Origin of the sequence: Arcicella rigui, assembly GCF_034929435.1 — a bacterium.
Classification (GTDB): Bacteria; Bacteroidota; Bacteroidia; order Cytophagales; family Spirosomataceae; genus Arcicella; species Arcicella rigui.
The window spans coordinates 21910-46975 of sequence record NZ_JAYFUM010000025.1; the positions used below are offsets into that span (position 1 = coordinate 21910).

15 protein-coding genes are annotated in these 25066 nt (G+C 38.1%); 6 read left to right on the forward strand and 9 right to left on the reverse strand.

What is annotated here, in order from left to right:
• Window positions 1–170: 170 nt before the first annotated feature.
• Together VB248_RS18885 and VB248_RS18890 are read right to left on the reverse strand one after the other, a co-directional pair.
• Window positions 171–1715: a SusD/RagB family nutrient-binding outer membrane lipoprotein gene (locus VB248_RS18885; RefSeq protein ID WP_323298382.1), complete on the reverse strand. Its 1545-nt coding sequence runs from the start codon at window positions 1713–1715 to the stop codon at window positions 171–173.
• 12 nt (window positions 1716–1727) lie between these two features.
• Window positions 1728–4928, reverse strand: coding sequence for a SusC/RagA family TonB-linked outer membrane protein (locus VB248_RS18890; RefSeq protein WP_323298383.1), 3201 nt, complete (start codon window positions 4926–4928; stop codon window positions 1728–1730).
• Between the two features lie 252 nt (window positions 4929–5180).
• On the opposite strand from VB248_RS18890, the gene VB248_RS18895 reads away from it, so the two are divergent.
• Window positions 5181–5939: a DeoR/GlpR family DNA-binding transcription regulator gene (locus VB248_RS18895; RefSeq protein ID WP_323298384.1), complete on the forward strand. Its 759-nt coding sequence runs from the start codon at window positions 5181–5183 to the stop codon at window positions 5937–5939.
• Between the two features lie 194 nt (window positions 5940–6133).
• On the opposite strand, the gene VB248_RS18900 is transcribed toward VB248_RS18895, so the two are convergent.
• The 4 genes from VB248_RS18900 to VB248_RS18915 form a co-directional block, all read right to left on the reverse strand.
• Complete coding sequence (locus tag VB248_RS18900) at window positions 6134–7387, reverse strand: sugar MFS transporter (protein WP_323298385.1); 1254 nt, start codon at window positions 7385–7387, stop codon at window positions 6134–6136.
• Between the two features lie 122 nt (window positions 7388–7509).
• A complete protein-coding gene (gene nagB, locus VB248_RS18905; protein WP_323298386.1) occupies window positions 7510–9441 on the reverse strand; it encodes a glucosamine-6-phosphate deaminase in 1932 nt (643 codons plus the stop codon).
• 452 nt (window positions 9442–9893) lie between these two features.
• Window positions 9894–11357 (reverse strand): aldehyde dehydrogenase (NADP(+)), encoded by a 1464-nt coding sequence (locus VB248_RS18910; RefSeq protein ID WP_323298387.1) that lies wholly within the window; start codon window positions 11355–11357, stop codon window positions 9894–9896.
• A gap of 9 nt (window positions 11358–11366) precedes the next feature.
• The gene (locus VB248_RS18915) at window positions 11367–12059 is read right to left on the reverse strand and encodes an NUDIX hydrolase (protein ID WP_323298388.1); all 693 of its coding nucleotides are present in this window, start codon (window positions 12057–12059) and stop codon (window positions 11367–11369) included.
• A 294-nt stretch (window positions 12060–12353) separates the two neighbouring features.
• Here VB248_RS18915 and VB248_RS18920 point away from each other — a divergent pair, with 294 nt between their 5' ends.
• From VB248_RS18920 to VB248_RS18935, 4 genes are all read left to right on the forward strand, one after another.
• Entirely contained in the window at window positions 12354–16100 is a 3747-nt protein-coding gene (locus VB248_RS18920; protein ID WP_323298435.1) for a ThuA domain-containing protein, read from the forward strand.
• A 20-nt stretch (window positions 16101–16120) separates the two neighbouring features.
• The gene (locus VB248_RS18925) at window positions 16121–16618 is read left to right on the forward strand and encodes a nuclear transport factor 2 family protein (protein WP_323298389.1); all 498 of its coding nucleotides are present in this window, start codon (window positions 16121–16123) and stop codon (window positions 16616–16618) included.
• 63 nt (window positions 16619–16681) lie between these two features.
• A complete protein-coding gene (locus tag VB248_RS18930) occupies window positions 16682–18778 on the forward strand; it encodes a beta-galactosidase (RefSeq protein ID WP_323298390.1) in 2097 nt (698 codons plus the stop codon).
• 88 nt (window positions 18779–18866) lie between these two features.
• Complete coding sequence (locus VB248_RS18935) at window positions 18867–19862, forward strand: sugar phosphate isomerase/epimerase family protein (RefSeq protein WP_323298391.1); 996 nt, start codon at window positions 18867–18869, stop codon at window positions 19860–19862.
• Between the two features lie 936 nt (window positions 19863–20798).
• Here the strand turns inward: VB248_RS18935 and VB248_RS18940 are convergent.
• Together VB248_RS18940 and VB248_RS18945 are read right to left on the reverse strand one after the other, a co-directional pair.
• Window positions 20799–21251: a hypothetical protein gene (locus VB248_RS18940; protein ID WP_323298392.1), complete on the reverse strand. Its 453-nt coding sequence runs from the start codon at window positions 21249–21251 to the stop codon at window positions 20799–20801.
• Between the two features lie 51 nt (window positions 21252–21302).
• Window positions 21303–21755: a hypothetical protein gene (locus tag VB248_RS18945; RefSeq protein ID WP_323298393.1), complete on the reverse strand. Its 453-nt coding sequence runs from the start codon at window positions 21753–21755 to the stop codon at window positions 21303–21305.
• Between the two features lie 225 nt (window positions 21756–21980).
• Between VB248_RS18945 and VB248_RS18950 the strand changes: the two genes are divergently transcribed.
• The gene (locus tag VB248_RS18950; protein WP_323298394.1) at window positions 21981–23282 is read left to right on the forward strand and encodes a leucine-rich repeat-containing protein kinase family protein; all 1302 of its coding nucleotides are present in this window, start codon (window positions 21981–21983) and stop codon (window positions 23280–23282) included.
• Between the two features lie 90 nt (window positions 23283–23372).
• On the opposite strand, the gene VB248_RS18955 is transcribed toward VB248_RS18950, so the two are convergent.
• A complete protein-coding gene (locus VB248_RS18955; protein ID WP_323298395.1) occupies window positions 23373–25061 on the reverse strand; it encodes an N-acyl-D-amino-acid deacylase family protein in 1689 nt (562 codons plus the stop codon).
• Window positions 25062–25066 lie beyond the last annotated feature (5 nt).

Below are 25066 nucleotides of genomic sequence, written 5' to 3' on the forward strand. Positions count from 1 at the left end.
GTGGAATAAACTCCCCTTCTCAACAGGAGAGGGGGAGGGGCGACCGTCGCTACGGATGAGGTTCGCTTATAATTTAAAATTGGATAATAATTCTTAATAAGTGATTGCTTCTGAATGAAAAAGTTTAACCGTAGCGTGGGTACTCATCATTCACAATTCAGCACTCATGCTTACTTATCCCACCAAACTTTGGTCAATAAATCGTCCGTTCCTTGTCTTTGTACGGCTTCGTTGTAAGATGCTCTGTTGAGGGTTTGTTCTAATACTGGATATAAGAAACGGCGGAAAATTTTACCTCCTGTGGCATTGCCCGGATACACGTTTGGCGTTAAAGCTGGATAACCTGTACGACGGTAATTGTTGTAAACTTCCTGAGCATCAGGAAAAAGACCAACCCAAACTTGATTATAAATTTGTTCTGTCTGAACAGCTACCGAGCTACTGGTTTTGAGGGCATGAGCCGCCACATAGCTGTCGATACGAGCTTGAGCAATTGTTCCCGTTGTTCCGCTAATCAAATCCCATTGTTGCATGGCTGCACGGATACCCGTTTCGTATAAACTGCTTGCTGTTTCAGCACTGTACCAACCTCTTAAAGCTGCTTCTGCCAATAAGAAATTAGATTCTGCTACTGTAAACAATAATAACGGAGCATCTACTTTCAAAACGGTTGTTTGTTTTGGTTCTGAAAACGTTACAAAATCAGCAGGTTTAGTTCCGTTGATAGTAGCAGGCATTCCTTTCTGAATACTTTCATCTGAACTTGCAGTACCATTTACATACACTACCGAAAGTACGCCCAGACGTGGGTCATTATTCGCTTTTAATGAATTGATAAAAACATCTTGGTACTTACCGCCTTCGGTATTGTTGATACCATCGGCACGAAGATAATTGTCGTTCAACAATTGCCAAGCGATGGGGTTTTTGTTGATGTTTTGTCCGCCAGAAGTATAGCTCATTTTAGCAATATCAGCGTAATCTCTGATAACACCGCCAGCGATAGCCTTCGTTACCCAGCTTTGTGCCGAAGCAGCATCTACTTTTGTCAGACGCATTCCCAAGCGAAGCATTAGTGAGTAAGCAAACTTTTTCCATTTCGTTACATTTCCTTGATAAATCAAATCAGAATTGCCAAAAGTACTTGTATTTGAAGTAGTTAAAGCTGTTGCTGAGGCTTCTAATTCTTTCAACATATCGGCGTAAATCGCACTTTGTGCATCGTACTTTGGCTGAAAAATAGAAAGATTATAGCCTTGCCCTGCTTCCGAATAGGGAATATCTCCGTATAAATCTGTCAAACGACTGAAACAATACACTCGCCAAATACGAGCCATAGCGTACTGATTTACCTTGGTCGGGTCGTCTTTTACAGCTTTAATTACTTCGCCAATTTCGTTGATTTGCGTAGGATACGAGTTGGTAAAAACGCCTCCCGTAGCATTCACTTGCGATGCCGTATATTTTGAACCAAAGCCTTCTACGTCGTTGTAGCTGGTGGTATATTGCATCAAACCAAACAAAAGACTTCCTTTATTGCCACTGTTGGCTGCTCCGTCGTACAAGGCTTTACTAAAAATGTAAGCAGTCGTTGGCACAGAAACGGCATTGGGATTGGTATTAATTTCGGCAAAATCTTTGTCGCAAGCCGTAAAAAGGCTCATGCTACACGCTGCCAATATGGGAAATGTATATTTAGAAAATAACTTTTTCATTGTCTTGCTTTTTTAGAATTTGAGGTTCAGGTTCACACCAAATGAACGTGTACGTGGCAAACCGATAGATTCAATACCTTGTGCCGCACCGTTGGTTAAGCCTTGTTCGGGGTCGAAGTTTTCTGTTTCTTTATACAAAATCAACAAATTGCGACCAACCAACGAAACACTTGCCGATTGTACTCCTAACGATTTTAAGAAACCAGAAGGCAAACGATACGAAAGGATAATCTGACGGAGTTTTACAAAACTTGCATCGTGTACAAATAATTCTGTATAACGGTTGAGGTTGTTGTAGTAAGCACTACGCAAATTTGCCACAGGGACAGTATAAGAATAGGCATCGCCACTCGCTGTTACGCCTTTCAACGCTAAACCATTTTCACGGCCCGGCAAAGTTGATTTCAATAAACCCAAACGAGTAGCATATACTTCCATTACAGAGAAAATACTACCGCCAAATTTGCCATCAACCAATACATCTAAAGAGAAGTTTTTGTACTTGAAAGTATTGCTCAAGCCCATTGTATAAGGCGAAACGCCATTGCCCAAATATTGGTTGTTGTCGGTTTGTAAAGGAAGGTTCGAGTTGGTATCATAAATGATATTGCCCGAAGCATCTCTTTTCATACGATAGCCATAAATTCCACCAAAAGGCATACCTACTTGGTTGTTGATGAAGGCGTTACCGTTGGCTGAGTTACCGATTGAAAATGTATTAATACCGTCTGCTAATTTTAATACTTCACTTTTGTTATAGGCAAAATTGAAGCTTGCATTCCATGAGAAATTGGCGGTTTTGATAGGCGTGCCATCAATCAATAATTCAATCCCTCTGTTGCTCAATTCACCTGAGTTCAAGATAGCACTTGTATAACCAGATGCTCCAGAAATAGGTACGCTTACGATGTCGTTCGTAGATTTTTTGTCATATACTGCTACGTCGATATTAAAACGTCCGCCCAACATACGAGTCGTTAAGCCCAATTCGGTAGTGGTAGAAGTAAACGGTTTCAACTCCGCATTGGTAATCGCCGTTGAACTTACATTTTGTAAAGGCACAGAGCTTGCACTTGGTACACTGCTGTAAGTCAGGTTGATAGCATAAGGGTCAGGACCACCGCCACCTACTTGTGCCCACGAACCACGTAGTTTTAAGTGGTTAATTACTTTTGGCATACTAATAATGTCCGAAAGAATTAAGCTTGTTCCCACACTTGGATAGAAGATGTTATTGTTTTTCGGACTTAAAGTAGAAAACCGATCTTGGCGACCTGTCAGTGTTAAGAACCATATTCCTTTATAGTCTAAATCAGCCGAACCGAAAACAGAATTTGTTTTTACATTACTCGTAACAGGCGTTACCGAAGAAGTAGCTAAGTTGGAGAAGCTGTAAAAATAAGGAATGGTATAACCTTGTCCGTAAAAATCAAATTGGTTGTTTTTAAACTGACGAGTATTTGCCCCAGCCATAGCCGATAAGCCAAGTACATCACCAAATTTGGTATTATAAGCCGCCGTAATCATACTATTGGTTTCAGATACATCCGATTTGATACCGTCGTACTGTCCTTGCGGAATGTACTGTCCGCCTGTTGGCATAATACTCGTGAAGTTGTAATTATACACATCTCGTGTAGTGGTAGCCTTCAACGTTAAATTTTTCAATATATCATAAGAAACAGAGGCTTGTCCGATAAAGCGGTCTTTGGTATCGGTTTCTTTAAATTTATTGATAAAGAAATAACCATTCGTTACGATACCTGCATCGTTCCAGAAAATTTCATTGCCATTGGCATCATGTCCGGGGTCCAACCATCTTACATCAACGGTATTTGCTACTTCATAAGCCATCCAGTTGGGATTCCCCAAAGCATCCCCTGCAATCGGGCGATTATTGCCTTGTTCGAGGTTGTACTGTACCAGTGCTTCGGCTCTGAGGCGTTCGCTCAATTTTGCCGAAATATTCAAATTTGCCGTTTTACGGTTGTAAGTATTTGAAGGCAATACACTTTTAGCACTTAAATCCGCCAAAGACAAACGATAACTAATGGCTTCATTTCCACCAGAAAAAGCAAGAGAGTTGGTGATATTTGTACCTGTTTGGTAGAAATTTTTCAAATTATCTTTCTGTGCTACATAAGGGTGATTTTTACCATCGGCAGCCATATAATTGGGAGAACCGTCGATTTTTGCCCCAAACGAACGGCGACCCGTAGCCTGTGCTTGTGCCAAAGTTGTAGGCATTACACCACCATCTCCTTGCCCGTACTCGTACTGAAAATCAGGGAATACCGCCACATTTTCTACCGCAAAAGTACCATTGTACTCAACGCCAATGCCTTTTTGTGCTTTTCCTTTTTTAGTCGTGATTAAAATAACGCCATTTGCTCCACGAGAACCATACAAAGCGGCAGCCGCACCACCTTTTAGCACTGTCATCGACTCAATATCATCGGGGTTGATTGCCGCAATACCATCACCACGGTCAGTTCCTCCTTTTGTTCCAAAACCATTAGGTAATGAACTTCCGCCTGGCACACTGTTGTCAATCGGCATACCATTGATAACGTACAAAGGTTGGCTATTGCCTGTTAATGAACCATTTCCACGAATAACTACACGGCTCGAACCACCCGGCCCCGTTGATAAACCTGTGGCATTTACCCCTGCGATTTTACCCGTTAAAGCATTCGCAACGTTGTTTTCACGAGCTTGTGTAAAGTCTGAACCATTAATTTCTGATACAGAATATGCCAAGGCTTTTTTATCTTTTTTTACGCCCAAAGCCGTTACAACGACTTCGCTCAACTGTTGTACATTTTCTTTTAACGTAACTGCAATAGAGGTTTGGCTTGTAGTTATTAGCGTTTCAAATTTTTCATAACCAACGCTACTTACTACTAAAGTGATGTTTTTAGTGGAAAGGCTTTCAGGCAAACTCAATTTGAAATTTCCCTCAGCATCTGTACTTGTACCTATTCTTGGATTTTCTTTTACAAAAACCGCAGCACCAATCACGGGGCTTGCATCTTTTGCAGAAATTACTTTTCCTCCAATTTCTCTAACAATACCTTTTTGAGTAGATTTTGACAGTTGAGTAGGGATATTCTTGTTCACATTAGCATGCGAATTACCACTTATTGCCAAACTTCCGATAAGCGAAAGCCATAATAAGCGTTGAGAGCCTTTTAATAGTCTAATTTTTTTCATGCTTGAAAGTTTTTATGGTAAACTGGATATTGCAATAAATGCAAATAAATATTGCATTTATTGCACAAACATATAAACTTTTTGCAGAAAAAAAGGCTTTTGTTAAAAAAATATTATCATTTCATCATAAAATTGAGTATTTGAACTTAAATATTGCAAACTTTGCAACGCAAAATACTGCCTCTTTCAGGAATAATTTGCAGTTTTTTTATACCTTTGTTCTAAACAATTTGAAAAAATTCAATCACTGTAATGTCGATTAGCTTATTAAAGAAAGAACGTAAAGATTTGATTTTGAAAGAAATCAATGTTCATACAAGAATATCTTTAGGGGAATTAGTAGAAACTTTGAATGTGTCTGAGGATACAATCAGAAGAGATATTAATGAATTAGCCGAAGAAGGCGAAATTATCAAAATTCGTGGCGGGGCTATGTCTAAAGCTTACCACCATGCTTCTAACCTAAAAGAAACTTATGCCCATAGCCATAAAGTTGAAATCGGACAAAAAGCTCTTACTTTGCTCAAAGAAGGAATGCTGGTTTTGATTGGTGGCGGTACTACTATTCGAGAATTTGTAAAACTGATTCCAGAAGATTTTTCGGCTACCTTCATGACGGTCAATCCGCTTACTGCCGTTGAATTATTGGATAAACCCAATATTGAAATTATTCTGATTGGCGGACAAGTATCAAGATACAGCCAAATGTCGATTGGCGGAGAAGTGCATCACCGACTTTCAGAAATGAAAGCGGATTTATGTATTTTAGGAACAAATGCTTTGGATGCCCACGGCGGACTAACAGATTCAGATTGGGAAACGGTGCAAGTAAAAAAGGCAATGATGAAGGCGGCAGATAAAGTAGCGGTTTTGGCGATTTCTGAAAAACTCAATTCAGTAATGAAAATGAAAGTCGCTGATTTACATGATATTGATTACCTTATCACAGAATTACCAGCCAATTCTTCAGAACTTTCGGCTTATCAAAATAGTAAATTGCAGGTGATATAATTGTGATTTAGTGATTTAGTGATTTAGTGATTTAGTGATTTAGTGATTTAGTGATTTAGTGATTGGAAAGCAGATTCATCTAAATTGAGTTCCCAAAAATTAATTTTATTTTCATAAACTCACTCAATCACAATTTTAAAAAAATCACTAATTCACAACTCACTAAATCACAATTAAAAAATCACTAAATCTTTTTACCACGATTGTTTTTTATGACCTATCGTAGCAAAGAATAAAATGTATAAATAACAAGGAATCAGGATTAAGTAAGCTTCTTGTACTCCTAAAGATTCCGCCATTTTTCCGTAGAAATAAGGTAAAATTGCTCCACCTCCAATACCCATGATGAGCAAAGCAGAACCAAATTCTGTTTTCTTTCCTAAACCTTTGATTGCCAAGGGGAAAATCGCTGGCCACATCAAAGCGTTTGCCAAGCCCAACATGGCTACAAAAGCTACCGAAGTAAAACCAGAAGTAAAAATAATTCCTAAAGTAAATATCGCACCAACGATACCACAGCCCATTAAAGCTTTGTTTTGTGAAATATACTTCGGAATAGCTACGATACCAATGAAGTAACCAACTAACATAGCGACAAGCGTAAGTGAAGTAAAGTTTTTTGAAACATCTAAACTAATGCCCAAAGAACTTCCGTACTGCCCTATTGTATCGCCTGCAATTACTTCCACTCCGACACAACAAAAGATTGCCAAAATGCCAAATACTAAATTAGCGTGTTGTAATACACTTTTTTCGCTATTTTCTTGTTTGCTATCGTTCTCTTCTTTACTTGTGTCAATTTCTGGCAAACTTGATTTATAAATTAAAAAAGCCAATCCAAGCAAAGCAATTGCCATGATGATATAAGGGACAATTACTCTCCCAGCCAATTCATTCAAAAGCGTTTCTTTCTCGGCTGCCAAGCTTGTTTTCAATTGAGTTTCAATGTCGCTTGCTCCTTCCAAAATAATAGCTCCTAAAATTAGCGGACTTAAAGCTCCTGCAATTTTATTACAAACCCCCATAATACTGATACGCTGAGCCGCACTTTCGATAGGCCCTAAAATGCTGATATAAGGGTTTGAGGCTGTTTGAAGTAATGAAATTCCTGCTCCTTGAATAAACAAACCCGTAAGAAACAACACGAATGAACGAGATTGTGCTGCCGGAACAAAAATGATTGCTCCAATCGCCATAATTACTAAACCCCAAGCCATGCCATTTTTAAAACCTACTTTCTTGAGAATCATAGACGAAGGAATCGCTAAAAAAACATAAGCAATATAAAAGGCAAAAGTTACTAAAAGTGCTTGGGCGTATTCGAGTTCACAGGCGATTTTGAGGAATGGAATCAGTGTTCCGTTGAGCCAAGTGATAAAACCAAAAATGAAGAAGAGTATCCCAATAATTACAATGGGAGAAAAAAATGATTTACTTTTATTAGTCATAATGGTGGTTGGTTTGGGTAAATTATATATTGTAAGGATTATATCATAATAAATTCCCTACAAACAGGGTTCGTAGGGAATACGTTCAAGCATTATTAATCTATTCTAAATTTCCTATTTTTCTAAAAATGGTAGCGAACGAAAGCTTCAATCGCTGCATATTCCGCAAAGCCTAATTTATTGTATAGTTCAGCTGTGGCTTGGTTGCGGTCTTCGGCTCTTTGCCAAAATTCTCTTGAGTCACTTCCTTGAAACACCACTCCATCTTTTTGTGATTGATGTTTAAAAATTCCATGACGCTTTTGTAATACTTGTGTCGGACTCATCGGCACGGCCATTTCAATTTCATGAATATCCCATTCGGCCCAAGCTCCACGGTACAACCATACCCAACAATCATTCATAAATGATTCTTTTTTCAAACGCTCGATGGCTTCAAAAATCGCATCCAAACATACTTTGTGTGTTCCGTGTGGGTCTGCCAAATCGCCAGCGGCAAATATTTGATGAGGTTTTATTTCGCTAATAATATCCGAAACTATCTGAATATCAGGCTCGCCAATTGGATTTTTCTGCACAGCTCCTGTTTCATAAAAAGGCATATTCAAAAAGTGTACATTAGTCGCAGGAATACCTACGAAACGACAAGTAGCTTTTGCCTCGCCCTGACGAATCAGACCTTTTACATAACGCACCGCAGGAATATCAATTTCACTATCTTTTTTCTTACTTAAAAAAGTACGAGCTTCATCGAAAAGTGTTTTATAGATTTTATTATCAATCTCGAAAGTGCTATTGAAATCATCCATAAAATCAATGAATCTCAAAGCTTCGTCGTCTGCCACAGCAATATTTCCTGAAGTTTGATATGCCACGTGTACATCGTGTCCTTGGTCAACCAAACGTTGGAAAGTACCGCCCATTGAGATAATATCGTCGTCGGGGTGTGGACTAAAAATTAATACTCTTTTTTGTGCAGGAAAAGCTCTTTCTGGTCTGTTGGCATCGCTCGCCAAAGATTTTCCGCCGGGCCAACCTGTAATTGTATGCTGTAAATTCTGGAATACTTGTAAATTAATATCGTAAGCTTGTCCGTAATTTGCCAATAAATCGCTCAAACCATTTTCGTTATAATCACGATTGGTCAATTTCAAAATGGGTTTATCCAAACTTAAAGCCAAATTGGTAACGGCTTTTTTCACCATTGTTTTGTCCCAAACTACTTCTTCTAATAACCAAGGTTTTTTACGGCTACTCAATTCAGAAGCACTGGCTTCGTCCAAGATAAATCTTACATTGTGGTGTCCTTGTAAATACGAAGCAGGAATTTTTTCAGAAACTGGGCCTTCAATGGCTTCTTTAATTACTTGAGCTTTGTGTTCACCAAAAGCTAATAAGACTACTCTTTTCGCTTCCATGATAGCTTTTATGCCCATCGTTACGGCACGGCGTGGTACTTTTGCCAAAGAACCAAAATCGCCAGTGGCATCCATTCGGGTGGTAATATCCAAGGTCATTAAGCGAGTTCTTGAATTTACTAATGAACCCGGCTCGTTGAAACCAATGTGTCCGTTTCTGCCGATACCTAATATTTGAATATCTAAACCGCCTAATTCTTCAATTTGTGCTTCGTACTCTTTGCAGAAAATCGGAAGTTTTTCTAAGGGTAAAGTCCCCGTAGGAATATGACAATTTTCTGGAGCAATATTTACGTGGTCGAATAATTGCTCTTTCATAAAACGATGATAACTCTGAATGGCATCGGGTTGCATCGGATAGTACTCATCCAAATTGAAAGTGATGACATTCTCAAAACTCAATTCTCCATTTTTATATAATTGAATCAGTTCTGCATATACTTTTTTAGGTGTTGAACCCGTCGCTAAACCTAATACAGCGGGCTTTCCTTGAGCATTCTTTCTACGGATAATTTGGGCAATTTCGTGGGCAACTACTTTAGAGGCTTCGTTGGCGTCTTTGTAAATTTTGGTAGGTACTCTTTCAAAGGAAATGGCTTCTTTCTCTAATTCTAAGGGTTCAACAAGTACATTCATATTCATCGTCATTTTATTAAATCGTCCTTTATTTTTTGGACTACGACGCAAAATTCAAGCTAAAGAATTATACTACCAAACTGAATTAAATATTTTTATTTTAAATTTAAAAATATTTTTAATCGGCAATATATTTCTTATTTTAAATTTTTATTGATATTTAATTTTGAAATAAGCCTTTTGAAGGTCAAAAAAATCGGCAATAAAGTAGTGAATTTTAGAAATAGATGTGTTTTAAGGCTAAAATCGCCTTTTTAGGGCTGTTTTTCTTTTTGATGAAAGACAAATTATAAAATATAAAGGAGAATATTGAATAAATTTGATGAAGTGTTTGATGATTTTTTGTTCTTAGGTTTGAGGAAATTCGAAAATTCCTCAAACCTAAGAACAGAAATGGATAATTGTAAAATTTACAATAAAACTTAAATCGGAAATATTTTACCTATAACTATTTATTTCTGCCAATTATTATCAACCATTCGCCAAATGTTGAGTGGGTTTTCGTTTTGCAATTCCGCAGGTAAAAGGCTGTTTGGGAAATTCTGAAAACTGGCAGGACGAACAAAACGCTTGATAGCATCAGGCCCAACGGCAGAAAAACGAGCATCGGTACAAGCTGGAAATGGCCCGCCATGTTGCATGGCAAAACAAACTTCAACGCCCGTTGGCACGCCATCAAAAATCAATCTTCCACAAATACTTCTAAGAGCGTCCACGATTTCGGGATGAGTACTCAGTTCGGCTTCGGTTGCCATCAAAGTGGTTGTAAGTTGTCCTTCTAAATGTTGAATGACTGTTAGTAGTTGTGCTTCATCTTTACATTTTACAAGCAAAGAAAAAGGGCCAAAAACCTCTTGATGTAGCGTAGGATTATCTAAAAAAGTATCCGCATCTACCGAAGCGACGGTCGATACCGCTTGAATGGTTTCAGTTCTTTCTATCAAAGATTCTGCTTCGGCAATTACATTTTCTTGCGACAAAGCCACTACTCTTTTGCTTTCATAATTTTGATAAATGCCTGCATTCAACATTTTTACAGGAACAATTTGCTCAATTTCTTTAGCAAGTACTTTAATGAAATTACTTAGATCAGCATTATCAACCCCCAAAATCAGGCCCGGATTGGTACAAAACTGCCCTGCTCCTTGCGTGATGGAAGCCGCATATTTCAAAGCCACATCCTCAGAAGCCACGGACATTTTTTCGGGCATCAGCACTACTGGATTGATACTTCCCATTTCTGAAAAAACAGGAATAGGTTCTGGTCGTTGATTGGCCAAATCAAAAAGAGCTTTACCACCTATAAACGAACCCGTAAAACCAACTGCTTTTGTCAGTGGGTGCATAACCAAGTACTTGCCGACTTCAAAACCATTGCCTCCGTCCACATGAGCAAAAACACCTTTGGGCATTCCTGTTCTTTCGGCGGCACGCAAAATAGCCTCTGCCACCATTGTCGAAGTACGAGCATGAGCTGGATGCCCTTTTACCACGACTGGACAACCAGCAGCCAAAGCCGATGCCGTATCACCACCAGCGGTTGAATAGGCATAAGGAAAATTACTCGCCCCGAAAACAACCACCGTACCAATTGGCACTAACATTTTACGAATGTCAACTTTGGGTAAAGGAGTACGAGCGAGGTCAGCAGTATCGATGCGAGCTTCTACCCAAGAACCTTCTTCCAAAAGGTCAGCAAACATTTTGCATTGAAAAATCGTCCGTCCACGTTCGCCAAGCAAACGAGCTTCGGGCAGATTGGTTTCTTCCATCGTCGTTTGAATCAACGCCATGCCCAAAGCTTCAATTTCTTCGGCAATGGCCCTTAAAAAACGAGCCTTTTCTTTTCCTGAAACCTTACGATACACTTGAAATGCCTCAGCAGACTGACGCATGATTTGATGAATACTTTCCATAAAACAGGTTTATTTAATGAATTTATACAAATAAGGAGCTTTATGAGCCGCCCCCGTAAATTTCTTTTCGATACGTTCTAAAATACCCATTGAGAGTATTTTCCTTTGGAAATTATCCCTTCGTAGAGGCTTATCCAAAATGGTTTGATATAGAATTTGGAGTTCCTTCATGGTAAATGTTTCGGGTAATAAATTGAGTCCGACCAATTTATCATCCAACATATAACGAAGTGTTTCTAAGGCTTTTTGTATGATTTCGGCATGGTCGAAAGCCAAATTGGGCAATTGGTGAATATCGTACCATTCACAGAATTCGTCATAAACGCCTGTTTTAGTAACAACTTTCGAGAAATCTACCAAAGCATAATAACCGATAGAGACAAAACGCTGAAATATCCAACTACTTTCATCAATTTCAAAGTCGTTGACCAATAGCATTTTCTTCATCATCTCGCCAGTAGAGCGTTTGGCTTTACCAAAAGTATAGAACTGCTCAAGATAAATATCTTTTAAGCCCGTTCTTTCCTCTAAAATTCTTTGAGCTGCTTCTTCAAGGTCTTCGCTTTTCAGCACATATCCGCCAGGCAAAGTCCAAGTATCAAGCCTTTTTACTTTAGGAAGTAAAACCTTTAATTGCTCGCCATGAAAACCAAAAATCACACAGTCGATTGATAGATGTGGAATATAATTTTCTATATCCATAGTTTTTTTTTCAAACTCCATAATCTTCCCTTTGAGTACTACATAATACAAAAATAATACAAATACTTGGTGGATTCAAAAAAATGAATTATCATTGTTCCATAATGAAACAATGATAACACTTAATTAATGATATTTTTAACTTTTTATTTAAAATATCTATTTAATTTATCGTAAGTATTTGCAAATCAAAAACTTATCAAAGTATCTTATTACTTCTTTCAAAACACAATTTTTAAACAAATGAACACAACACAATTTAGTGCTACTAAATTGAAAAATGCCTTATTGATTATGTGTGGCATTTTTCTTTTGGTCTCGAATGTAATGTTTGGGCAAGCAAAACCGCCGAAAGTATTGGTTTTCAGTAAAACTGCCGCTTTCCGTCATGCTTCGATTGAGGCAGGAAAAGCAGCTTTCCAGAAAATGGCGAAAGAAAAGGGTTTTGCCGTTGACTTTACCGAAGACGCAACGGTTTTTAAAACAACGAATTTGAAAAATTACAGTGCGGTAGTTTTTTTAAGTACAACTGGCGATGTTTTAAATCCTGAACAACAATTAGAATTTGAACGCTACATCCAAGCGGGCGGTGGTTACTTGGGGATTCACGCTGCTACTGATACTGAATACGAATGGCCATGGTACGGACGTTTGGCGGGTGCTTTCTTCTTAGACCACCCTATTACGCCAAGCAACGTACAAAAAGGTAAATTCTATGTTTCACAGAAAAACCACTGGGCAACTAAAATGTTACCTGATGAATTTGAGCGTGAAGATGAATTTTACAGTTTCCAAAAAATTGACCCGACTATCAATGTTGTGGTAAAAATTGATGAAAAAACTTATCAAGGTGGTAAAAATGGTGACAATCACCCAATTAGCTGGTATCATGAATTTGATGGCGGTCGCTCGTTTTATACAGCGATGGGACATACAGACCAAACGTATTCTGAACCACTTTTCTTAGCACATCTTTGGGCTGGTTTGAATTATGTAATGGGTGGTGACGCTCCGAAACCTTTAGATTATACAAAGGCTCGTCCAGAAGAAAACCGCTTTACAAAAGTTGTTTTAGAAGAAAAATTGGATGAACCCATGGAATTGACACTTTTGGACAAAGACCGTGTACTTTTCATTCAACGCAAAGGTGAAATTAGACTTTATAATAATTTAACGAAAGAGTTGAAGACTATTGCTAAATTACCTGTTAGTTTAAAATATGTAAGTGCAGAAGGTAAAGAATCAGTAGCAGAAGATGGACTTTTGGGCTTGAACAAAGACCCGAACTTTGCACAAAATCACTGGATTTATTTATATTATTCATCTACGAAAGGCTCTTATAACGTACTTTCAAGATTTACGATGAAAGGCGATGAAATTGATTTGAGTTCGGAAAAGCAATTCTTAACAATCCCAACACAGCGTGAAGAGTGTTGTCATACGGGCGGTTCAATCGCTTGGGATAAAGTAGGAAACTTATTCCTTTCAACAGGTGATAATACCAACCCACATGGCTCAAATGGATATAGTCCGAGTGACGAAAGACCAGGAAGATCAGCTTGGGATGCACAAAAATCATCTGCCAATACCAATGACTTACGTGGTAAAATCATCAGAATAAAACCACAAGCAGACGGTACTTATACCATTCCAGAAGGAAACCTTTTCCCTAAAGGTACGCCAAATACTCGTCCAGAAATTTATACAATGGGACACCGTAACCCATTCCGTATTTCGGTTGATAAAAAGACTGGCTTCCTTTATTGGGGTGAAGTTGGTCCGGATGCTTCTAAACCAGATTCTACTCGTGGCCCAGCAGGACACGACGAAGTAGGGCAAGCACGCAAAGCAGGCAATTTTGGTTGGCCACATTTTGTAGGCGACAACAAAGCGTATCATAAATTTGATTTTGCCAATAATAAATCATTAGACTTGTGGGATGCCAACGCACCAACCAATACTTCGCCAAACAATACAGGATTGAAAGTATTACCTCCTGCCCAAAAAGCTTTTGTTTGGTATCCTTATGGCGACTCTAAAGAATTCCCATTAGTAGGAAGCGGCGGTAGAAATGCAATGGCTGGTCCAGTATTTTATTCAGAAGATTTCAAAACAGCGAAAAGAGCTTTCCCTAAATATTATGATGGAAAATTCTTGGAGTACGAATGGATGCGTGGTTGGATAATGGCCGTAACCATGGATAAAGAAGGCAATTATGTTTCAATGGAGCGTTTTATGCCAAGCTATAAATTCAGTAATCCGATGGATATGGAATTTGCAGACAATGGCGATTTGTATATGTTGGAGTACGGCAGTGGCTGGTTTACTGCCAACGACGACGCTCGTTTGATTCGTATTGAGTACAATGGCGGAAACCGTAAACCACAAATTCAAGTGGCGGCAAACCAAATGGGCGGATCTGTTCCTTTCAATTTGAAATTAAGCTCAAAAGGAACGGTAGATGCTGATGGCGATGTATTGACCTACTCTTGGAAAATCACTTCAAAGAATGGTTTTAACAAAGTAATTACTACCCCAGATGCCAACGTAACACTTTCAAAACAAGGTGTTTATAAAGTTACGCTTACGGTAAATGACGGTAAAGGTGGTATCAACTCGCAGTCAATGGAAGTTTCAGCAGGAAACGAACCGCCAGTATTAAGTTTAGAAATGCCTCAGAGCAACAAAACTTTCTATGTAGCAAACAAATCTTTCCCTTACGAAATCAAAGTAAAAGATAAAGAAGACGGCGAACTTGAAAAAGGGATTGCAGGCGAAAACGTAGCGGTAAATATTGATTACTTAGCAGAAGGATTCGACAAAAATATGATTGCGATGGGTCACCGTTCGGCTGATGCCAATGCGGCTTATGCAACAGGTAAAAAATTGATTGAAGGTAGCGACTGTATGGCTTGTCATGCAAAAGAAAAGAAATCAATCGGGCCAAGCTACCGTGATGTTGCCAACAAGTATAAAGGCGATAGCAAAGCATTAGAAACATTGACGAAAAAAGTAATTGCTGGTGGAAGTGGCGTTTGGGGCGAAACAGCAATGGCAGGTCACCCACAACTTTCGGCTGCTGATGCTTCGGAAATGGTAAAATACATTTTGAATATTGCTAACGAAAAACCAAAAGAAAAAGGTTTACCAACAAAAGGTACATTCACGGCAAAAGTTCCTGCGGCTGACAAAGGAAAAGGTGTATATATTGTACGTGCAGCTTATGAAGACCAAGGAGCAAACGGAATGCCTTCATTGAAATCAGAGCAAAGTTTTGTATTGAGAAACGCTAAAGTTGACCCACATGCTTTTGATGATTATCAAGATGTAAACAAAATGGCATTTGGTGGTAGAAACTTAGCGATTCCTGCAAAATCTGGTGCATACATGGGCATCAAACAAATTGATTTATCAGGTTTGAAAGAACTACAAGTATTTGCTTCTGCTCCAAAACCACAATTGAATGCCGTAGGTGGTATTGTAGAATTACGTTTAGGAAGTCCTTCTGGAAGAGTGATTGGTAAATCTCAATTCTTAGAACCTTCTGATAAAATGGATTTCAATCCAAGTATTGTTAGTGTGCCGATTAACTTAAATGGTATTGCTACGGATAAATTACAAGATGTGTATGCTGTTTTTGTAAATCCAAAAGCTGAGGGACAATCTTTAATGGTGGTAATGGGACTTGAATTTAAACTTACCAACGAAGGAGAAGCCGCAGCGGTAGCTCCTGCGGCAAGCTCTGCAACAGATATGTTTGCAGGTAAATGGGATACAATATTCATGGGTACTCCACAAGGAGACATTGGATTGGTATTGGAACTTAACCGAGTGAATGGAAAACTTGAAGGTACAATTTCAGCCAAACAAGATAACAAACCTGTTACGCTTGATAAAGTTGAAGAAACTTCCGATAAACTGGTGATTCATTTCAAAATGAGTGGATTCAATATCAATGTTACTTATGAAATTGAAGATAACGACACGCTGAAAGGTTCGATGATGGGTATGTTTAAAACAAAAGCCGTAAGGGTAAAATAAACAAACACGGAGATATATTTATGAAATCATTGGTCTTAACCCTTGTTGTAAGTATTATATATTTTTCAACATCCGAAGCTTTTGGGCAACTCCCAGTAAAACCCCTTGCTTCACAAGCTGAGTTATTGAAAAGTAGTAATAAAAAGCTGGCTCAAAATAAAAAGCTGGTGTATGATATGTGGCGTGAGTTTTTGGAAGGTGGACACATGGAAGTTGCAGAAAAATACTTTGCAGAAAGTTATATGCAGCACAATCCAAATGCCGCTACTGGTAGAAAAGCGGTTGTAGAATTCTTTTCAAAATTCACCAAACCTTTAGCCATTGCCGATACGATTAAAGCGAAAGTCGTTTCAATTGTTGCAGAAGGCGACCTTGTGGTACTGAGTTTCGTAAGAGAAATGCCAGACCCCAACGACCCTTCAAAAACATATACAACTACTTGGTTTGATATGTTCAGAATTGAAAATGGAAAGATTGCTGAACACTGGGATAGTGCAGAAAAGATGAAATTCAATTAATAATCCAAAGCCTACCAAGCCGTCATCTGATGGTTTGGTAGGCTTTTTTTATAAAATCTATCAATGATGAAATCGACAATTACGCTTCTACTATTATTTGTATGTCAGCCCATACTTTTTGCTCAATACAAGCAAGATAAGTTACTTTTTGGAGTGGCTTATTATGATGAATATATGCCTTACGAACGCCTTGAAAAAGACGTAGCCATGATGAAAGAATCGGGCATTAATTACGTAAGAATTGCAGAATCTACTTGGAGTACCGTTGAGCCTCAAGACAATGTTTTTGATTTTCATCATATCGACAGAGTACTTGATGCCATGCACAAAGGAGGTATCAAGGTAATTATTGGTACGCCTACTTATGCTGTACCTACTTGGTTGGTAAGAAAATACCCCGATATTTTGGTAACAACGCCACAAGGGCAACGCCAATATGGGGCTCGACAGAACATGGATATTACCAATGTACATTTCCGTTTTCATGCCGAACGTGTCATTCGTAAAATGATGGAACACGTAAAAAATCATCCTGCAATTATTGGTTATCAAATAGATAACGAAACAAAGGCTTACCAAACTTCTGGCGAAAATGTACAAAAAGCTTTTGTCCAATACATGAAAACGAAGTTTAAAACTTTGGCTCATATCAATAAAGCTTTTGGTTTAGATTATTGGAGTAATCGTATCAATAACTGGGAAGATTTCCCTTCGGTAAATGGTTCAATCAATGCAAGTTTAAAAGCTGAATTTGAAAAATTCCAACGTGATTTAGTAACCGACTATTTGGCTTGGCAAAGTAAAATAGTAAAGGAGTATGCCAAACCTACGCAGTTTGTAACGCAAAACTTTGATTTAGATTGGAGAGGATACTCTTATGGTATTCAAACGGATGTTGACCATTTTGCGGCAGCAAAATCTTTGGATGTGGCAGGTATAGACATTTATCACCCTACACAAGAGAGTTTAACAGGTATCGAAATTTCATTGGGGGGGGATATTGCTCGTTCGATGAAAGCTGGAAAAAATTACTTTGTTATTGAAACAGAAGCTCAGGGCTTTCCACAATGGACTCCCTTCCCTAATCAATTGCGTTTACAGGCATTTAGTCATTTAGCTTCTGGAGCAAATATGATTGGTTATTGGCATTGGCATTCTACCCATAATGCGATTGAAACTTATTGGAAAGGACTTTTAAGTCACGACTTTGAGCCAAATCCTACTTATTTAGAAGCCCAAACTATTGGAAAAGATTTTAAAAGATTAAGTGATAAACTCATTGATTTAAAGAAGAAAAATGAAGTAGCCATTTTATTTAGCAACGAAGCCCAAACGGCTTTTAATTCCTTTAGTTTTGGTTGGGGAGCAAGAGAAAGATACAATGATATTTTACGCCCAATCTACGATGCTCTTTATAAAATGAATGTTAGCGTTGACATGATTGACCCAAGTACCAATTTTAGCTATGGCGAAAATGAATTTGGCAAATATAAAATGATTGTTGTACCTGCTCTTTATGCCGCTTCTGATGCTTTGATGAATAAATTAAATCAGTTTGTAAAAGATGGTGGACACGTTGTTTATACTTTTAAAAGCGGTTTTTCAGATGAAAACGTAAAAGTAAGAAGTAGTATTCAGCCCGGTTTGGCGAATGAAGTTTGTGGCATTTCGTACAGTCAGTTTACTATCCCTAATGGTGTAAGTCTTAAAAACGACCCTTACAAAGTAGGCTCTGCTGAAAACAAAGTACATACTTGGATGGAGTTAATTACGCCTACAACCGCAGAAGTATTGGCTTATTACGACCACCCTCAGTGGGGAAAATATGCGGCAATTACCCAAAATCATTTCGGAAAAGGTTACGCTACTTATATCGGCTGTGTGACAACGCCTGTACTGACGGAACAAATTTTAAAACAAGCACTTGTGAAGTCAAACTTATGGGGAAAAGAACAAGAATTGGCTTTTCCATTAATCACCAAATCAGGAATCAACAACCAAGGTAAAACCTTGCGATACTTCTTTAATTACTCAGGCAGTCCAAAGACTTTCAAGTACAATTATAAAAACGGAACAGAATTATTAAGTAATAAAACTGTCACAGCCGATGAGTCGATAAGCATTGAGGCTTGGGGATTCAAAATTATTGAAGAAAACTAAAGCCTTGACAAACCTGATTTTAGCTTTTATCAAATAACAATTAGTAAAAAATGCTTCATGATTTAAAAAATAAAACAGTAAAAATCTGATGGAAAACGTAGCACAAAATCATTCAAGTCGTCGTGAGTTTATGGGGCAATTGGGCTTATTAACAGCGGCGAGTTTTCTTCCTGAAACCATTTTAGGAACAGCCAAACCTCATTTTGAAATCTCTTTGGCTGAATTCTCTTTGGCGGGTTCATTGTTCAGTGGGAAACTGAAAAACATGGATTTTCCTGCCAAAGCTAAAAATGATTTTGGCATTAATGCGGTGGAATATGTTTCGATGTTTTGGGCCGACAAAGCCAAAGACCAAGCCTATCTGAATGAACTCAAACAAAGAACCGCCGATTTAGGCGTTCAGAATGTTCTGATTATGGTGGATGCCGAAGGTGATTTAGGAGCAAGCGATGGTGCGGCTCGCCAAAAAGCAGTTGAAAATCACTATAAATGGGTAGATGCCGCTAAATTTTTGGGTTGTCATTCTATCCGTGTGAATATGGATGGCGACGGCACGCCCGAAGAAATCATGAAAGCAGGCGTAGAGGGCTACGGAAAATTGGTAGAGTACGGACAAAAAGCAGGTATTGGCGTAATCATCGAAAATCATATTACCATTTCTACGAATCCAGATTGGTTGGTGGCTTTATTAAAACAAGTGAATAATCCTTACGCTGGTTGTTTGCCTGATTTTGGGAATTTTACCGAAAGAGAAAAACCTAAAGCCATGACTTTAGAGGCTTTTAAAGAGTCTAAAATTATTCATGAGTATGATAAATATGATGGCGTAAAAAAATTGATGCCTTTTGCCAAAGGTGTCAGTGCTAAAACCCATTTCTTTGATGAAAGTGGAGCTTGTACAGATACAGATTTTGCTAAAATGATGCCGATTGTCAACAAAGGAATGACTAAAAATTTCAAAGGTTTTGTAGGCATTGAATACGAAGGAGGCATTATGAAAATGATGGGAGCAAAAGAAAACTATTTGGATGAAGACGCTGGCATCAGAGCCACAAAGGCTTTATTAGAAAAAGCAAGAATGTAAGTAAACTAAAACTACTGAGTACAATAAATATTAGTGTACGAAGGATGGTAAAATGATGGATTTCGGCTTTATTAAATGTTTGATTTTTAGGTAATTCATCCAATCGTCTAAATCCGAAATAGTATTAAAACCTTCATACACTACAAACTATTAATGATTAAAAATACTTTTAAGCCTCATTGGATATACTAAAAGAATATCAATCCATTCTTTTAGTATATCCAATGAGGCTTTTTGCTGTTTGTGATACTCTTTTACCTATCAAAAGAACCTAAAAGGGTCTTCGGATATCCTTTTAGGTTCTTCCGAGACCCTTTTAGAATGTCAGGAGAACCTAAAAGGGTCTTCGGACATTCTTTTAGGTTCTCCCGAGACCCTTTTAGAATGTCGAGAGAACCTAAAAGGGTCTTCGGATATACTTTTAGGTTCTCCCGAGACCCTTTTAGAATGTCAGGAGAACCTAAAAGAGTCTCAGGATATTCTTTTAGAAAAAATCATATTGCTGAGCCTGTCCAAAAAAATTTTGAGACCAAATATCATTCTGCGAAAGACCTCACCCCCGACCCCTCTCCTGCTGAGCTACGGTTTATACATAAGTTTGTAAGTGTTTGATAATTAATGATATGTTCTCTCCAACGGCTCCCCTTCTCAACAGGAGAAGGGGCTGGGGGATGAGGTTGAAAAGGGGGAAATTACCCAATTGACACTCAATTATTAACGATATTATACTCTTAACAAACACACTTAAAAGATGTGTATAAACCGTAGCTCAGCAGGAGAGGGGTTGGGGGTGAGGTCTTTTCCCAAAGATTGGTTGTTACATCCTTTTTGGACAGTCTCATCAGTAATTTTAAAAGAAAAAACAAAGCTCATTACTCAAAGCTAAAAGCTCACAAGCTATCTTTAAAAAATAAACCTTTGCCATTCATGTAATCATCAATAAATTTTTGTTTTAATTCTCAACCATCCTTTTTTACAACCTTTTGGAGTGAATAATATCCGAATAGTATCTCCTTGATAATAATCATGTCTATCATCAATATTAATTTTTCCTTTGGTTAATTCATAACCACCACCATCATCCATCATTTCTGTTGGCTTCACCTTCAGGTATTTTTTTCTATTAGAACCGTAAGTAATACTGGCATTTGAATCTAATACGCCTGTAATTTTAATAAGTATAACATCATGAACGTCACTATGTGACGCAGAACTTGAATCAATGAAAGTAATTGGCTTAGAAAAATCCGTGATATAAAATTCAGCAAATGGTTTTTCTGGAGACTTAAATAGTACAGAGAATAGAATCAACAACATGACTACAATGATAAAACCTCCAATTATTTTCCCCAATGAATATAATTCTCTTTTAATCTCTTTATTAATCATTGCAATTTGAATTGTTTAGCGTAGCATTTAATATTATATTTTTTCATATCATCAATAAATTTTCGTTTTAATTCTCAACCATCCTTTTTTACAACCTTTTGGAGTGAATAATATCCGAATAGTATCTCCTTGATAATAATCATTTCTAACATCAATATTAATTTTCCCTTTGGTTAATTCATAAGCTCCACCATCATCCATCATTTCTGTTGGCTTCACCTTCAGGTATTTTTTTCTATTAGAACCGTAAGTAATACTGGCATTTGAATCTAATACGCCTGTAATTTTAATAAGTATAGCTGCATGCACATCACGATGTTCGGCAGAACTTGAATCAATGAAAGTAATTGGCTTAGAAAAATCCGTGATATAAAATTCAGCAAATGGTTTTTCTGGAGACTTAAATAGTACAGAGAATAAAATCAACAACATGACTACAATGATAAAACCTCCAATTATTTTCCCCAGTGAATATAATTCTCTTTTAATCTCTTTATTAATCATTGTAATTTGAATTGTTTAGCGTAGCATTTAATATTATATTTTTTCATCCGATGACTTATAGCTCATAAGCACAATTATAATAGGAAAACTTGATATACCTAAATATTCCTATCAAAAGGGTTAGGATTTATTTCAACCCTTTTGATTTTAAAAGAAAAAACAAAGCTCATGACTCAAAGCTAAAAGCTCACAAGCTATCTTTGAAAAAATAAACCTTTGCCATTCATGCAGACACTCCAACAATTGTACTCAGGAGAACTATTAGGAACAACACGTTTAAAATTATCTTGTGGCTTAAAAAGCTTTCCCAAAGAAATCTATCAACTGGCAGATACTTTAGAAATTTTAGATTTATCAGGTAATGAACTTTCAGCCTTACCCGATGATTTTGCCCAACTAAAAAAACTAAAAATTGCCTTCTTTTCTGATAATCTATTCACTGAATTTCCAGCAGTTTTGGGCGAATGTCAAAACCTTGAAATGATTGGTTTTAAAGCCAATCAAATTCAAAGTATTCCCGAAAATGCTATTCCACATACTACTCGTTGGCTGATTCTGACTAACAATGCCATCGAAAGTATTCCTGCTTCAATCGGTAAATGTAGCCGAATGCAAAAATTAATGTTGGCAGGTAATCGACTAAAAGCTTTACCCAAAGAATTATCAGCTTGCAAAAATTTACAATTACTTCGTATTTCAGCCAATCAGATTGAAGTATTTCCAGAAGAATTGCTTGCTTTCCCTCAACTTTCTTGGTTGGCTTTTGCAGGAAATCTATTTTCAGAAAGTACAGAAGAACAAATCGCTTTAGCAGAAATTGCTTGGCATGAATTGGAGATAAAAGAACAATTGGGCGAAGGTGCTTCTGGAAATATTGCTAAAGCCGAATGGACTACGCAACATAAAACCATAGCCGTAAAAATATATAAAGGAGAAGTAACCAGCGACGGACTACCAAGTGATGAAATGAATGCTTGTATTTCGGCAGGAAATCATCCGAATTTGGTAACAGTACTGGGAAAAATCAAAGAGCATCCAGCCGATAAACATGGTTTATTGATGGAATTGATTCCTGCGAATTTCAGAAATTTGGGTGGTCCGCCAAGTTTTGAAACTTGTACCAGAGATACTTATCCGCCCGAAACGGTTTTTACTTTGGCAGAAGTGATAAAAATTTCAGCCTCAATCGCCAGTGTGGGGAAACATTTGCACGCTTTGGGTGTTTCGCATGGCGACCTCTATGCTCATAATACTTTGGTGGACGAAGAAGCCAATACTTTATTTAGTGATTTCGGGGCAGGAAGTACTTATCACGTACATTCAAGTAAAGCCGCCGCTATTCAGCGTTTGGAAGTAAGGGCTTTTGCTTGTTTGTTGGATGATTTATTAAGATACCTTCAAGCAGACGAAACCGACCAAAACAAAGTACAGATACTGCAAGATTTAGTAATAAAATGTATGGACGAAGTAGTTTTGGCCCGCCCAAGTTTTGAAGAGATTTATCAGATTATTAGTTCTTTGAGTTAACCTCTCCTGTTGAGATGGGAGATTTTGGAGCAAAAAAGCCCCCTCTCTCACGGAGAGGGGGTGGGGCGGCCGCCGTTGCGGGTGAGGTTTCTATTCTCCCTCACCCTTCCATATCCAACCCGGCCCGTGAACGAATCTTCCTGAGAATACGCCCGTTGGCTCGCCATTTTTAAGTACTTGTTTGCCATTCACAAATACATAACTCATGCCTTCTGAAAGCTGATGTGGTTTTTCAAAAGTAGCTTTATCTTGAATTTTGGTAGGGTCAAAAATGGCAATGTCAGCGAAATTTCCCACTTTCAAGCGTCCTCTCTTTTGAATTTTAAGATTATCACAAGGCAAAGACGTAAGTTTGCGAATTGCCTCGGGCAAAGAAATGACTTTTTCATCACGAACGTACTTTCCTAACAATCGAGCAAAATTGCCATAGGTTCTTGGATGTGCCGACCAATTCAAGAAAACACCTTCGGGTACTTGCGAAGCAGCATCCGAACCAAAGCTCATATAAGGCAAAGCCATTTGTTTTTTTACGTTTTCTTCCGACATTAAAAAATAGACAACTTCCACACGAGAGCCATCTTGTACTACCAAATCCAAAGCAGTTTCTTGCCAAGATTTTCTTCTGATTTTGGCTACTTCTGCTAAAGTTTTTCCTAAGTATTTTCTAAGAGAATCTTGTTTGAAACCAACGAAAAGCGTTCCTTCTGCTCCTGCCGAAAGGCACAGATTTTCCCATTCATTTTGTTGTACACTCATTTCTTTGATTACTTTTTTACGAATGGTATCATTCTGTAATCTGTTTCGCCAAGCACTTAGTCCGCCTTCTTGTACCCACGTTGGCATGGCGGCATCCAAGCCCGTAGCCCCTGCTACATAATTATACATATTGGTTGTTACGTTCATGCCTGCTTTTCTGGCACTGTCAATTTTGGCAATTATTTTATCTAATTTCTTCCAATTTTGCTTTCCTCCAGCTTTCAAATGAAAGATTTCCCCATGAATATTGGCAGCTTTGGTAATCGCCAAAAACTCATCAACGGCTTCTTCAAAACGATTTCCCTCACTACGAATATGTGAAATATAAGTACCGCCATAGGTTGATGCCACTTTCGCCAATTCCACAATTTCGGCTGTTTTAGCATAAGCTCCCGGAGCGTAAATCAAACCTGTACTCACGCCCATTGCTCCTTCTTCCATAGCTTCTTTCATTTGTTTTTTCATGTTTTGCAATTGCTTAGGACTGGGCTGAACATTGGCAAAACCCAGTTCATTTATCCTTAGCGTAGCCGCCCCTACAAAAGAAGCAACATTGGTAGAAACGCCTTTTTTCTCCAGAAAATCCAGATAGCCTCCAAGTGTATTCCATGAAATTTCATACTTAATTTCGCCTTGACTTTTCTGTGCTAAACTTTTCAAGGAGTCACTGAGTGGCCCCATTGAACTTCCTTCGCCCATGACTTCCAAAGTAACACCTTGTTTGATGTCGGAGACAGAACGACCGTCGGCAATCAGGCTTTCATCCGACTGACTGAGCATATTCACAAAACCGGGCGTAACCGCCATGCCCTTAGCATCTATGATTTCGAGAGCAGTTTTTTGGGACAAATCGCCAATAAAGGCAATGGTGTCTGCTTTGATGGCAAGGTCGGCACGAAAGGGATTTCCTCCATTACCATCGTAAATCATGGCATTTTTGATAATAACATCATAATCGGATTCACTTTTGCAGGAAAACAGCAAAACAAGAGCGAGAAGTGAGAAAAATTTATTGGCTATCATAGTTT